The sequence below is a fragment of the Streptomyces sp. NPDC029151 genome, from assembly GCF_055564315.1.
Map to the genome: position 1 here is coordinate 1757911 of NZ_JBVHWQ010000001.1, position 14579 is coordinate 1772489.

The following is a 14579-nucleotide window of genomic DNA, read 5'->3' on the forward strand; positions in this document are numbered from 1 at the left end:
CGGCCGGTACGGTCTCACGCGCCGTCAGCCGCAATCAGGAGCGCAGTGCCACGCACTCCCGCAGCAGGGGTTCCAGGCGGAGCTGCGTGTTCTCGCGGTCGAAGACCTGGAGGGCGTCGAGGCAGGCGACGATCCAGCGGGCCTCGGCCTCGTCGTCGATGTGGACGGCCACGGCGGTCACCGCGCTCTCCAGGTCGAAGACGGAGTCCGCGAACTCCTCGGCGAGCGCCCGGTAGCCCGAGGCGACGAGCGGGTCCGCGTACACGCCGGTCGCCTCGGCGAAGGCGCGGGCCTCGGTGCGGTCCGTGCGCAGGCCGGCCAGGCGGCGCAGCACCTCGTCGGGGTCGCCGAGCTCGGTGTGCAGGCGGTGTGCCCGGCCGACGAGGAGCGGCCAGCCGCTGGTCAGCTCGTGGAGGCGGTCCAGGCGGTCCTCCGTGTGGAACATCTCCACGCGCTGCGCCCAGCCGCGCAGGCTGCGGCGGTCGTGGCGGCGCAGCACCACGGGGGCGGCCGAGGTGGGTTCGCCGCCCGTCAGCAGGGAGCGCCACAGGGCAAGCTGGGTGGGGTCGGTGACGAGGACGACGGCCCGGGTCACGCCCGGGGTGGCGGGCAGCAGGGTGTCGGCCAGGTCGATGGCCTCGCGGCAGGTCTCCGGCCGTACCGGGTCCCGGTAGTTGACGAAGTCACTGATCACGACGCGTCGTTCGCGGGGGCGTCCGCCGGTGAGTTCCTGCTTGTAGACGCTGGGCTTGCCGACGGGGGGCAGCGTCCAGCCCTCGATCGGTGCGGCGATCGTCCGCAAGGTGTGAGCGACGTCCTTGACCCCGGTGGCGGACGTGCCGAGGACGACCCGGGTCCGGTTGGACCGCTCACCCAGGAGGTCGTCGAGCTGGGTGTTGGTCAGGGGAGCCGGCCGGCCGTCGGGCAGCTCGGGGCGGCCCTCCTGCACGATGCTCTCCTGCAGTTTGCAGTCCTGTTCGGCCCTCAGCAGGCGCGCTTCGACCTCGTGGGACGTGCCGATCATGCGCAGGGCGTTGGGGCCGCGCAGGTGCCAGCCCAGGCCGTCGTGGTTGGGCGCCAGGATGCCGAGGCCCACCATCTCGGAGAGGTAGGCGCGGAAACCCTCGGTGTCGAGCTGTTCGAACCCCTTGCGCCAGTAGGTCTCGCACTCCTCACGCAGTTCGGTGTCGCTCAGCCGCACCTCCAGACCACGGTGACGGGCGTGGTACGCCAGCACGTTGGCGATGACGTCGTAGCGGTGGTCGAGGCTCAGCGTGTCCTTGAAGGCGGCCGAGATGCCGTCCCTGAGCGCGGCGTCCGATTCCACGACCTCGATGTCGGACGCCTCCACCTCGTAGGGAGGCCGCCCCTTGGCTCCGTACCGCGCTCGCTTGCGGTGCATCAGCTCCACCAGCCGGTGCCCGAACATCTGGAGCAGGAAGGGCTGGTAGGAGCAGTAGCCGAGCACCCGGTTGACGAGGTCCAGGTCCTTGAACTCGAACCCGAGCGCCCGCATCGGCTCGACCAGCAGGTCAGCCGCGTACTGGGGGGCGAGGGGGCCGATCACCTTCGGGGTCTGCGCCAGGTGACCGAAGGGGCCGTTGCTCGCGAGCTTGGAGAACCGCTGCACGGAGTGCAGTCCGGCGAAGACGACCTTGGCGCGGTCCTTCGTGTCGGATCCGAGGCCCTTGAGCTTCTTGGTGTGGTCGAAACGCGGGGCGTCCGCCTCGAAGAACTGGTCGCACTCGTCGAGCAGGATCAGCAGCCGGCGGCGCGAGTCCCCGTCCAGCCAGGTCCGGATGCCGGAGCGCACGCGGTCGGAGATCTCCTGCCGTTTCCTGCGCCCCTGCGGCCGGTCGTCGAGCACCTGCGACTCGGTCAGCTCCCGCTCCAGGACGCTCCACAGCGTCTCCGGTCCGAACGAGCTGCCCTTGCCGATGTTCTCCTGGTCGAGGTTGACGTAGACCGCCTGGTGGTAGCCGGGGCGCTGCTCCGTGAACCGTTCCCCGGCGTCCGCGAGCAGTGCCGACTTGCCCAGGCCTCGGCCGCCGTAGATGACCTGGGTGCCGCGCGGGTCGAGGATGCTCTTGCGCTCGGCGTCACGGCCGTAGAACATCTCTCCGCCGATCCGGCCGCGCTTCTCCCGGATGTACGGGTTGACGCCGGAGAAGGGCAGCAGCGTCTGTGTGGCGGTGCTCACCTGACGGTTGCCGTGGGCCGCGAGATAGGCGAGGGCCGCGTCGTCGACGACCAGCAGCGGCTGCAACCGCCCGGAGCCCACGGCCAGTTCGACCCGGGCTTCACGGCTCAGCGTGCCGAAGTAGACGACGAGGAGGCTCGCTCCGCTGGTGTCGCGCTCCGCCCAGCTCATGACGACCTTCGCGGGCGGCCTGCCCCACACCATCATCACCCGCAGGTTGCCGCCCTGTTCCGTGATCTGCGAACCGAACGCGGGCGCCTTCGCCTTGCCGTTGACCTCCACGCCGGTCGCTTCGAAGAGGCGGTACTCCCGCCGGTGCTGGGAGCGGTCGTCGAGCGACCTGGCGGTCTTGGCGTCGTAACCGAGGAGCTTGAGGAGCGGCGGCACCTGCTTGGTCTGGGCCACCTGGAGCCGGTCCTTCGGCTCGGCGGCGGCCAGTGCTCGCCACTCGTCGAGCGCGTCGGCCGCGAGTGCCGCCTCGTCGGTGGACAGACCGCCGTAGTCCAGGACCGGAAGCGTCGGGTGCTTGCCGCCGGACCGGACCAGGTCGACGAGGTCGCGGTCGATGCCTCGCGGCAGGCCGTCGGGCACGGCCGGGAAGAAGTCGGTCAGGTGGGACTCACCTCCCTCGATCTCCGGGACGGGTTCGCCGATCTCCAGGAAGTAGACGAGGTCGGCGGCGGTGGCCAGACCGCCGGTGTCCAGGTGCCGCAGCACCTGCGCGCGCTCCTCCTCGGTCAGGTCCAGGGCGTCGAGCCGGGCCCGGATCCGGTCGGCCGCCTGCTCACGGAAGGCGGGCAGGTCGTCGCGTACGGTGCCGAGCGCCCTGCGCACGTCCAGCAGACCGCGGGTGTCGGTGCCGTCGAGCCGGTCGCGGGCGTCGGCCAGCAGTTCCTGCAGGCGCAGGTCCTGGTCGTCGGTCACGGCGCCGTCGGCCTGCGCACGGTGCAGCTCGGCGACGAGTTCGTCGTGTTCCCGCCGCAGCCGCGTGCGCCGGTCGGCCTCCCGTGCCTCGATCTCGGCGACCGTCGGCGGGGTGAACTCCCCGGCCCGCGCGCCGGGCAGGACGCCGCGTGCGGCCAGCTCCACGATGGTCCGCGCCGCGTCGAAGGCGTCCCGGGACAGCCGCTCGGCGAGGGCGTCCTGCCAGCTCCGGCCGACCGCGGTGAGGAGCCGGCCGAGCGGCGGCCGCTCGTCCAGGGTGTCGCACACCTTCAGCAGTTCCGCGTCCAGCAGCAGTTCGGGAGAGAACGAACCACCGGGGCGGCCGGCCGCGCCGTCGCCGGCCAGCAGGGCGAACAGCTCCTCCATCGAGGTGCGCGCCGCCCACGCCGTCGCCGCGGCGAGGGCACCCGAGCGCCGCGCCAGCTGCTCCAGCTCGGCCAGTACGGCGTCCTTGCCGTCCAGCAGGGACTGGCGCAGCGAGGAGATCTCCTTGACCGCCCGGTTGCCGTCGGAGCGGTCGCCGCGGCGGATGCCGTCGACGGCCAGGGACCACTCCTTGGCCAGGCCGGCGACCCGCTCCACGAGGTGCACCAGGTCCTGCCGGCCGGAGCCCTGGAGCGGTTTGCCGCTGGACGAACGGTGCCTGCGGTCCATGCGGTCGATCTCGTTGTTGATCTCGGTCAGCTTCGACAGACGTTCGGCCTGCTCCCGCGCCTGGAGCACGGCGTCGCGGCGGTCGTGCACCACCGTCGTGAGCAGCGAGCCGAGCATCCCGTCCTCGGGGGCCAGCCAGCGCTTGGCGATCTCCGTGGCCCGCGCGAACCGCAGCCGCGGCGGGGCGAGCAGGGCGCCGCACTGCTCGCGCAGCTCCCGCAGCCGGGCCTCCGTCTCGGAGACGTCGGCGATGACGACCAACGGCGAGGCGGTCATCAGGACACCGCTGAGGGCACGGTCGGCGACGGCGGTCGCCACCTCCGCGAGCCGGTCCGGCAGCCGGGGCACCAGGGCCTTGAGCTGGGCGCCCGCCAGATGGTCGCCGGTGATCAGCGCCGTCCGCAGCAGGGCGGGCAGCAGCAGGAGTTCGCTGCCCTCCGCGTCCCGGCCCGTGTGCCCGCCGTACCTCTGGAGCAGGTCGGCGGTCAGCCGGGCGCCCCGGCTGTCACCGGAGCTGAGCAGCGCGGCGGCACCGGCCAGGCGCAGCGCCGTCACCTGCGGCTCGGCGTGCCCGGCGGCGCCCGCCAGGTGGTGGGCCAGCCCGAAGCGGCGTTCCACGACCAGCTGCACCAGGGCCCGCTCGGCGGCGGCCTCGTCGGAGTCGCCGTCCGTGGACGGAGCCGGATCCGGGGCCGGGGTCGTGACCGGGGCCGTTTCGCGGGCTGGTGCGTTCTCCTCGCCGGATGCGGCGGGGGTGAGCGTGGAGGCGGACACCGGGTCCGGGACGGCCGGGGAGACGGTGGCCGGGTCCGTGGCCGGAGCAGGGGTCGGGTCCGGTGCCGGGTCCGGGTCAGGGGCCGGGGCCGGGGCCGGGGCCGGGGCCGGGGCGTGGTCAGCGGGCGTCGGCGCCTGCGCGTCGTCGTCCCGGCGGCCCGGTTCGGCAGCCGGCGTCCCGGCAGGTGCCGCCACCCGCGGTTGCGGTGCCGCGGCTCGCGGTTCCGCGGTGCCGGCTTCCGGCTCCGTGGCTCCGGGGGCCGCCGCGGCCGCCTCCTGCGCCGGTACGGCGGCTTCCGACGCCGGTGCGGGGTCGGGCCCCGGCGTCTCCTGCCGGTGACCGGCGGGCTCCTCCGGCGCGGTGGCGCCGGTCCGCGCGGGCGGCTCGTCCGGCCCGGCGCCGTCCGCCTGCGCCAGCGTCAGTTCGGGCGCCATGACGGCCGCCATGGCACACGCGGGCAGCACCCGTACGACGTGCTGCTGGAGAGCGATGATCTCCGCCGCGGCGTCCGGCTCCCGGCCCAGCCGGACGAGTCGCGCCACGGCGGCGAGCGCGGCGCTCTCCTCCCGTTGCGGCTCCTCCCAGACCGGTGTGTCCAGCAGGCGGCGGGCCGCCCCGCGCACGGCCTCGGCGGCGGCGACGGCGCTCGCGGGACCGTTCGGGCGGGCGGCGACCTCCAGCAGTTCCCGCAGCGGCTCCCGTGCCCGCACGTCACGTTCACGGGCCGCCCGGTGTGCGTGCGCGGCCCGTGCCATGTCCTCCAGCCGGCGCGGCACCCCGTGGATCCCCGCCGCCCGGAACACCGCGTCGGCGTCGTCGAAGGCGGCGCCCAGCGCGGCGAGCGGAGCCAGGTCCTCGTTCCGCGGAGGGCGGCCGTCAGCGACCGCACCGGTCAGGTTCTCCGCGGCCGGCCGGGCTTCGGCGAGGGCCGACTCCAGCCGGCGGCAGGCGGCCTCCGGATCCGCCCCGGTCTCGGTGCGGCCGCCGTCGGGAGCCGTGGCGGCCGCGTCGTCCGAGGCGAGGGGGCCGGGGGCGGGGGCGTCTGCGGCCTGGCGGGCGGTGCCGGCAGCGGGCTCGCGCTCCCCGTCTCCCCGCAGCGCACGCTCCTGCTCCTCAGGGGAGACGGGAGCGAAGCCCGGGTAGGCCGCCATGACGGACCGCGCCGCGTCGGCGACGGCGGCGAGCCGTGCCGTCTCCTCCTCGTCGGCCGTCGCCCCGAACCAGTTCTGTCCGGCCGCCCAGGCGAGGACGGAAGCGTCGGCCACGGACGCGTTGCACCACGCGAACACCGCGGCACGGACCAGCGTCGTACCCCACCGGGACACCGGGTCGGAGACCGTCTCGTCGTCCTCCGCGAAGACGAACCTGCCCACCTGGTTCATCACGGTGAGCGTCAGGTTCCTGACGCCGCAGACGCAGTTGTGCTGCCGCGACTCCCGCCGCAGCCGGGCGAGAACGTCCCGGCACAGGGCGTTGCCGGCCCGCCGGGGAGCCGCCATGCGGATCCCCAGGCTGCCGAGCAACGCCTGCCGTTCCTTGGGCGGCAGGGAGTTGAAGGCGAGTTCCACCATGCCGACCGTGAGGTCGTGCAGCGCGGCGACGGCCGGGTTCTCCAGGGCGTTGAGCGCTTCGGCCAGGCCTTCCAGGCTCTCGGCCGGGACGTCCGGCGGGGAGAACGGCGGCCCCCCGACGACGCGGTAGCGGTCGTGCATGTACGCGTGCTCCGTTTCTGTGCTGGTGCTGCGGATCGGCTCACTCGACGCCGAGGAGCCCGACGAGAGGTGGTCAGGTCGGCGGGGGGAACGAAAGCGGGGCGAGGAGGCGGGGCCGGCTCCGCTCAGCGGCCGCGCACGTGCTCGGTGACGAACGTGTAGCCGTGGGGCAGTTCCCAGCCGTCCGCCTTGCCGAGCCGGCGGCAGTGCTCCCGGAAGGCCGTCCGCTGCGCCTGGCTGGGCGAGCAGCCCGGACGCAGGCGACGCAGGTGGCCGGGGACGAACTGGGCGGCGGACAGCGTCCCGCCGCCCGGTTCCGTGCCGCCCCAGGGGCGTATCACCCGTGGTCGTGCGGGACGGTAGCGGACGAGGGGGATGGACGGCTCCCCGGCACGCGCCGGGAAGTTCGGCTGTCCCCAGGGGTCGCGGCTGCCGTACGCCGGCTCCAGGAGCCGTTCCGCCAGCAGTTCCGCGACCGCCGCTTCCAGTGCCAGCACCTGGGACCGCGCGGGGCGACGCCCGTAGGCCGCGCTCGGCAGGACCGAACGGTCCATCAGCGCGTGGCCGTCCAGAGTGAGCAGGCCGCAGCGGCGCACTGTGCGCATGACCAGTTGCCTGGCGGTCAGGCCGGCCGCCGTGTCGCCCGTGCGGTCACTGCCCGGAGCGTCCTCCCGGGTGTGCACGCGCGGGTCGAAGCAGTGCCCGATCACCCGCCCGCCGGCCTGCACCGGCTCGCGGAGCCGTGTGGTGGCCAGCCGGATCACCGTGCCCCCGCGGGGCCAGCTCAGCTCGAACATCAGGCCGGGGAAGAAGTCGCGGGGCCAGTCCACTCCGGTCAGCCGGCCGGTGTCGGCACCGAGTTCGGCGGTGACGAGCTGCACGGTCTCGCGTGCGTCCTCGGAGGCCGAGCCCGCGCCGCGGTGGCGGAGTTCCAGGCGTGCCGCGTGGCGCGGGCCGTACGGCCTGCGCAGTTCCCGCGCCACGCGCGGGTGCAGGGGCAGCCGGCCGCCGATGAGGTCGGCCAGCCGCAGGGGCGCCCGCCAGACGATCTCCCTCGCGTCGTCCCGCAGGAGTTCACCGGGTCCGAGGGAGGCGTCGTCGGCGAGAGGCAGATCGACGGGCTCCGCTTCCGGCTCGGGTTCTGGCTCCGGTTCTGGCTCCGCTTCGGGCTCGACGTGCGGTTCCGGCGTCGCCTCCGCTTCCTGGTCCTCCACCGGTTCCGGTTCCGGTTCCGGCTGCGAGGGTGCGCCTGTCGTGGACGCCCACCCGCACCCGGCCGGCACCAGGGGGTCCCCGGGACACTCCGCGTCACCGGGGTGATGGGACCGCCATACGCCGCCGCCCTCGAACGCGTCGTCCAGTGTGATCCGGGAGCCGTTCTCGAACAGGCCCCGGTCGCTGTCCCGTTGGACGACGTCGGCGAGCGCCACGTTGGCCCGGCACACCGCTGCGGCGTACCCCACTCCGCGGAGCAGGTCCGCTGCCCCGGGGAACCCGCGGAGCCGCGGTCCGACCGCTGTGTACACGGTCACCGGGGCGGTGAGGCCGTGACGCCGCCTCGCCGGGGTGGCCGCGTGTTCCACCGCTGCCGCGAGGGACCTGAGGTCGTCGCCGCCCAGCGGTCCGGTGTCGCGCCAGCAGTCCGCGAAGGAGGCCCGGGTCATGGCGTAGTGACCCCAGGTGCGCAGCGCGTCGCTGGACCGCAGGACACCGCGCACCGTGTCGAGGAGGCCGAGCAGACCGGCCCTGAGGTCGTCGTCGTGTGTGCCGCCCACCAGGTCGGCGAGGGACACCGGAACGAAGGGGCTGAGCAGCTGCCGCCGCGCCGTCGTCAGCAGGTGGTCGGCGTACGCCGTCAGGTCGTCGCACCGGGCCGCCTCCCGGGACGGGTAGCAGACGTCCACCACGACATGGCCGTCCCCGTTGATCCAGCGGCGGCGTGTGCGCAGGCGGTGGAGCTGGGCCGGTGACAGGCTCAGGGCCGGACCGAAGGCGTCGAGGTCCGGGACCAGCAGCTCCCTCCGCCGTGGCGCGGCGCCGTCCCCGGGGCTGCCGGGCCCCTCGGCGCCCGCGGGAGCACCGGACACCCAGGCCGGTACGTCACCGATCGGACTCACGCCCGGGTGGGCACCCTCCCGGTGGACGATCTCCGCGTACAGCGGGTCCGATCCGGTCGTGACGCACACCATGGCACCGACCGGCAGTACGGGAGCGCACTCGCCGAACGTGATCACCGGGAAGTCGTCCAGGGACAGCGGGCTGCCGCCGTAGCCGTCGCCGCCGAGGTCGTACCCGAAGTACACGGCGTTGAAGGCCACGGTGGTGTGCACCGGCGCCGGGCGGATCTCGACGACCGCTTCGAGGTACCGCAGCAGCCGCTCGCGTTCCTGCTCCGGTACGGCGTCGTAGCCCCTTGTCATCGCCGGGGTCAGCAGCGCCCGGTCGCCGTACGGGTCCGGCACCCCCACCCTGTCCCGACGCGCCTGCGACAGCCCGGTCCTCCCGTGTTCGCCGACCATTGCCGATACGTACGGGTCCCCACCCATGACACCTCCGCCACACGACGGGCCACCCCGGCCCGGCCTGCGGTGAATCCGCAGACTAGGCCCGCGCGTGGCATTCCGGTGGCAATTTCGTCACTTTGCGATCGTTGACGGTTACTCACACGGACACATCCACGCACGCCCACCCCGGAGTGACGCTCACAAGGACACTACGTCCACCCTGTTGACATCGTCAACGGAAGCAATCTGACGCCTTTCAGCGCGTCAGCTCCGGTTCCGCCTCCCCCTCGCTGAACGTCGGGCCGCCGATGTCGGCGAGGCGGCCGTCGGCGATCCCCTGCCAGTAGCCGGACCCCTTGAACCGCGTGGGGCGGGCCTGACCGAGCTTCGGGTAGCGCTGGTGGAGCTGGGACTCGACCTCGGCGGACCGGTGGGCGAGGACGAGCTCGACGCTGCGTCCGGACGGGGGCGTCGCGCCGGCCGCGCCCCCCTGGTCCGCGGCCTCGCTCGCCGCCCGCTGGGCGGCGCCGATGCGCGCGGTGACCTCCCTGACGAATCCGAGCATCCAGGAGCGCTTGTAGGCGCGGGCGTCCTCGCCCGCCGGCCGGTGCCGCCGGCCGGCGTCGTCCGCGCCGGCGAGCATCTGCAACCGCAGACTGCTGAACAGCACCTCGCACGCCTGGATGTCGGACTCGTAGCCGAAGAGGTGCAGCCGGCGCCGGTTGTCCCGGGTGTCGATGAGCACGCTCTGGCAGCGCATCTCCTGCGCGATGCGGCTGAGCAGCCGGCGGACCTCCTTGGCGTACGGAGGGTGCACGTCGATCATCTTGTCCGTCGGCCGGGCGGACTCGCCGACCTCGTCGAGCATGGCCCGTTCGATCCCGTACTTGGCCATGAGTTCCATGGCCTTGTCCAGGAAGGCACGGCTCTCCTCCTGGGTCGCTCCCGCGTCCTCCGCCTTGCGCAGCAACGCCTTGACCTTGGTGAGCAGTTCGGGGGACATCGCCCGGTGTGAGGCACCGGCGGCGCCCGGGCCGGAGCCGGCCGGATCAGGGCCTCCGGAGCCAGGGCCGCCGGGACCGGGGACGCCCGGATCAGGGGCGTCCGAACCGGCGGTGTGCGGGCCGGGTGCGTCCTGCTCGTGCTCCTGCCCCTCGCCCGCTCCGCCCTCCCCCCGCCCGGTGATCAGGTCGGCCAGGTCCTCCGGGTCGGGCGCGAGTTCGGCCAGCGCGGTGAGGGCCCAGCGCCGCCAGGCGTCCGCGTCGTCCCCGCGGACCCGGGCCCGCACCGTGCGCAGACGGCCGATGCCGCCGTCGGGCCGGGGGACCAGGAACTCCAGGCGCGCATGGCCGAGTTGGGCCACGGCGAGCAGGGTGCACAGGCCGGAGGCGTCGTACGGCGCGCAGCGGACGACGATGCCGGGCTCCGGATACCAGTCGGCGGCCTCCTCGTCCTGGTCCCACATCTCCTCGTCCCACAGGTCGAAGCCCGTGCTCGCCTCGGCGTCGCCGGTGCGTACCCGGACGACCGACGCCGACGGCCGCCCCGAGTAGGCGAGCGCCGCCGCTCTCTCCTGCGGGGACCGGACGATGTGGTACCAGACGGGGATCGTGCCGAGCATGCCCTGCCAGGTGGTCTCGTGGCGCTCGTGGCGTTCCCGTGCCTCCCAGGCGAGGTCGTCGCCCAGCTCGTCGTCGTCCCAGGCGTCCACGTCGGGCTGCTCGTACCAACCGAGGAACGTCTCCAGGTAGTCGGCCGCCGTGCGCCGGGCACCGGGCCTGCTGTCGAGCAACAGGGCCCGCTCGCAGGCCGAGAGCGCGTCGACCACCGGTCGCAGGACCAGCGACACGTACCGTGCGAACGCCTCGGACAGCTCGGCGAGGAACGCCCGCTGGGCCTCCGAGCCGGTCTTCTGCTGAGCCCGCCGCCAGGCCTCCGCCTGCTCCACCACGGCCTGCTGCTCGGCCAGCCACCTGAGGTGCCCGGCGCCCCGGAGGTGTTCCTCGCGCAGGAGTACGGCGTCCTCCACCGCGGCGACCGCCGCGGGCGCGCCCATCACCGCCCGGGCCAGCAGACGGAGCGGTTCCGGTTCGCGGGCGAGGAACTCCGAGGGGGTGACGAGGGCGCGGCCGTAGTGGCGGGGCGCCTCCTCCGGCCGGTCGATGTCGCCGTTCCACGGCACCTCCGCGGACCAGCGGGCCCGCCAGTCCGCGAAGTCCCGCTCCGGGTCCCCGGTGCGCGGCTGGTGGCGGCGCCACCACCACAGCAGCATCTCCTCCCAGCCCTCGGCGTTCCAGGCCCACAGGGCCGGCTCGCCGCTGTCGGCGATCAGCGACCGCACCTCGCGGACGTCCGCCGCCAGGTCGTGCCGGTAACCGCCGGGGATCAGCCGTTCCAGCCAGCCGACGGAATCGGCCACCGGCTGCGCCCGCGCCTCGTCGGCCGCGATCCGCGCCAGGGTGACCGCCGCCGCCGTGCGCGGGTCGCCGAGGTCGGCGGGGAGCAGCCGGTACAGGCCGGGCGCGGTGGCCTCCAGGACGGCGGCCAGCTCCCGGATCCTGCCCTCGAGCCACCGGGAGCGCGCTCGCCGGAACGCTTCGGCCGCCGGGCCGTCCCGTCTGTCGTCCGTCATGTGTCCCCTCCGCATGCCGCACCGTGGTGATCATCCTAGGAGCGGTGCGGGTCCGCCCGCAGGGGGTTGTCAGTGCCGGCCAGTACGCTGCGGAGCAGATCGGGACGGCATCCACAGGGGGGCGAATTCCATGGCCGAGGGGTATCCGGAGTTCCGGCTGCGACTGCCCGGCGGCGGTCCCGAGGCCCGGGGACGGCTGCTGACGGAGAAGGGGACGAACGGGAGCCAGAAGTTCGTCGTGCTGGCCGGTTCGCCGGGACGGCCGGAGGTGGTGCCGTCCTTTCCGGTCCGGATCCCGTCGTCGTACCGGCTGCGGCAGCGGCTGATCGCGGACGACGTCTTCGTCGAGTCGGAGACCTGGCCCGGCTGGATGGAGCTCGTCGAGGACGTCGAGTGCAATTCGCCGACGGCCGCCGCCGAGATCCTGCTCGGCCGCAGTGCCAACGGCTGGCTGGAGTGGAAGTCGCCCGACGGCCATCCCCTCTCCGACTACCTCGACCAGGTGTGGTGGGGCGCCCACCGCACCTGGCTGGTCCGGGGTTCCAACGTCTCCGGTCTCGACCTCGTGCGGCGGCTGTGGCTGTCCGAGGGGCTGGTGACGCTCCAGGCACGGCACCTGCGTCAGGGCATCGAGCAGGGCGTCAGCAAGGAACGGCTGCGGACGGCAGTGGAGGAGGACTACGCCTCCACGGCGACGTACAACCAGAAGGTGCAGCTGGTCGAGGAACTGCATATGTTCCTCTCCCGGATGCGGCCGGGCGACACGGTGTGCACGATCTCGGGCGGCCGGCTGTACCTGGGAAGGATCGCGGGCGGCGCGGAACGGGTCGCGTCCGAGGACGGCCGGTCGGACCTGCGCCGTCCGGTCGACTGGGCGGAGCAGGGACACCCGTACGAGGACCTGCCGGAAGCACTTCAGCAGAAGCTGTCCGCCCAGCACGACGTGATCGACCTGACGGCGGTCCGGGACCTGGTCGAAGGACTGGGGATAAGCGACGAGGAGCTGATCGAGGAGGCCGAGGCGGCCGACCGTGACCCGAGCGTGGAGCTGCCCGTCCTCACCGCCCGCCGGGAACCGGAGCTTCCCGTCCCCACGCGGGAGCTGGCCGCCGAACTCCTCGTCCACGACGCCGACTGGCTCCGCGAGGTGCGCGACCTGCTGTGCGACGAGCGCCAGCTGGTGCTGTACGGCCCGCCGGGCACCGGCAAGACGTACCTCGCCCTGAAACTGGCCGAGTTCCTCGGTGGCGGACCGGAGCAGGTGAAGCTCGTCCAGTTCCATCCCTCCTACGCTTACGAGGACTTCTTCGAGGGCTTCCGTCCCCAGGAGGACCCGCGGACACGGCAGGTCGCCTTCCGGCTCACCGCCGGTCCCCTGCGCGAACTCGCCGATCTCGCCTCCCGTGAGGGCAACCACCACATCCCGCACTTCCTGATCATCGACGAGATCAACCGCGCCAACCTGGCGAAGGTCTTCGGCGAGCTGTACTTCCTGCTGGAGTACCGGAACAAGTCGGTGCGCCTCACCTACTCCGGCGACGACTTCGCGTTGCCGCCCAACCTGTTCGTCATCGGCACCATGAACACCGCCGACCGCTCGATCGCCCTGGTCGACGCGGCCATGCGGCGGCGTTTCGCGTTCGTGGAGCTGTCGCCGCGCACCGAGCCGACGCGCGGGCTGCTGCGCCGCTGGCTGCGGCGCGAGGGCCGCGGCGCCGAGCCGGCCGATCTGCTGGACGCGCTGAACGCGCGTATCGAGGACCCGGACTTCCGCATCGGTCCCTCGTACCTGATGAGGAAGGGCGTCTACCGGGAGGGCGGTCTGGAGCGCACCTGGCGGACCCGGATCCTGCCGCTGCTGGAGGAGCACCACTACGGCGAGGGCGTGGACGTCGAGAAACGGTACGGTCTGGCGGCTCTGCGGGAGTCGCTCGGGTGACGCCCGCCGTCGACCTGGTCGAGCACGCGCCCGCCGTCGGTGTCGCCCTGCCGGACGCCGTGGGCCGTGCGCTGGCGTCGGCGGGTGTCGTGGAGGCGGTTCCGGATCCGTGGGCCCCCGGCCGCTGGTCGCTGCGGGCCGGCAGCAAGGTCGGTGCGGTGACCGTCACGGCACCGGGCGGCGCCGGCTCGTTCACCGTGCGGATCGCGCCGAAGGTTCCGGTCGCGCGCCTGTTCTTCCTCCTCGGCCACAGCCTGAACGCCGCGGACTTCTGGCGGGACGGGGACGTGGGGACGGCCGGGCACCGCGGTCTCCTGCCCGCGTTCGCCCACGCCGTGGAGCGGCAGGTGGACCGGGCCCTGCGCCGGGGGCTCCTCCAGGGGTACCGGGCGACGGAGGAGTCCTCCCTGGTGGTGCGCGGCCGGATCCGGGAGACGGAGCAGATCCGGCGGCGGTTCGGGGCCATGCTGCCGGTCGAGGCGGCGTACGACGAGTTCACGACCGACATCGCGGAGAACCGCATCCTGCGCACGGCCGTGGAGCGCCTGCTGCGACTGCCCGGACTGCCGGGCGAGGTGCGCCGCAGGCTCCTCCACCAGCGTGCCCGGCTGGCCGACGTCGAGGTGATCGCGCGCGGGCGGCCGCTGCCGGCGTGGCGGCCGACGCGCCTGAACTCCCGTTACCACCAGGCCCTGCGCCTGGCCGGCGCCGTGCTGGAGGACACCTCGGCGGAGCACGCCCCGGGCGGACTGCGGGTCGACGGCTTCCTGTTCGACATGAACAAGCTCTTCGAGGACTTCGTGACGGTGGCGCTGCGGGAGGCCTGCCGTGCCCACGGGCACACGGCGCGGTTCCAGGACCCGCACCACCTCGACGTCGCCGCCGCGATCCGGATGAAGCCCGACTTCGTGCTCTACGGACCGGACGGCGCGGTGCGGGCCGTCGTGGACGCCAAGTACAAGGCCGAGAAACGGGACGGCTTCCCGGACGCCGACCTCTACCAGATGCTCGCGTACTGCACCGCCCTGGGCCTGCCCCAGGGGCACCTGGTGTACGCGAAGGGGAACGCCGCGCACGCCGCCCACACCGTGCGGCACACCGGCGTCGTCATCCACCAGCACGCCCTCGACCTGGACCAGGAGCCCCCGGAACTGCTCGCGGACATCGGCGAGGTGGCCGCCCGGCTGGTGGACACCCCGCGCGTATGATCCACTGCGC

The 14579-nt window shown here is 73.6% G+C and carries 5 protein-coding genes; 2 read left to right on the top strand and 3 right to left on the bottom strand.

Translation table 11 applies throughout. The features are described from left to right. Positions 1-34: 34 nt before the first annotated feature. The 3 genes from ACZ4VF_RS06960 to ACZ4VF_RS06970 all read right to left on the bottom strand — a co-directional run bounded on the left by ACZ4VF_RS06960 (position 35) and on the right by ACZ4VF_RS06970 (position 11422). On the bottom strand, positions 35-6286 hold the full coding sequence (locus tag ACZ4VF_RS06960; protein ID WP_467923585.1) for a hypothetical protein: 6252 nt from the start codon (positions 6284-6286) through the stop codon (positions 35-37). A 125-nt stretch (positions 6287-6411) separates the two neighbouring features. Next, a complete protein-coding gene (locus tag ACZ4VF_RS06965; protein ID WP_467923586.1) occupies positions 6412-8832 on the bottom strand; it encodes a hypothetical protein in 2421 nt (806 codons plus the stop codon). Positions 8833-9046: 214 nt separating this feature from the next. Continuing rightward, positions 9047-11422, bottom strand: coding sequence for a DUF2786 domain-containing protein (locus tag ACZ4VF_RS06970; protein ID WP_467923587.1), 2376 nt, complete (start codon positions 11420-11422; stop codon positions 9047-9049). A 130-nt stretch (positions 11423-11552) separates the two neighbouring features. Here ACZ4VF_RS06970 and ACZ4VF_RS06975 point away from each other — a divergent pair, with 130 nt between their 5' ends. Together ACZ4VF_RS06975 and ACZ4VF_RS06980 are read left to right on the top strand one after the other, a co-directional pair. Further along, positions 11553-13361, top strand: a complete 1809-nt coding sequence (locus ACZ4VF_RS06975) for a DUF4357 domain-containing protein (protein ID WP_467923588.1) — start codon at positions 11553-11555, stop codon at positions 13359-13361. Further along, a complete protein-coding gene (locus tag ACZ4VF_RS06980; protein ID WP_467923589.1) occupies positions 13358-14569 on the top strand; it encodes an McrC family protein in 1212 nt (403 codons plus the stop codon). The genes ACZ4VF_RS06975 and ACZ4VF_RS06980 overlap by 4 nt, the downstream gene beginning before the upstream one ends. Positions 14570-14579 lie beyond the last annotated feature (10 nt).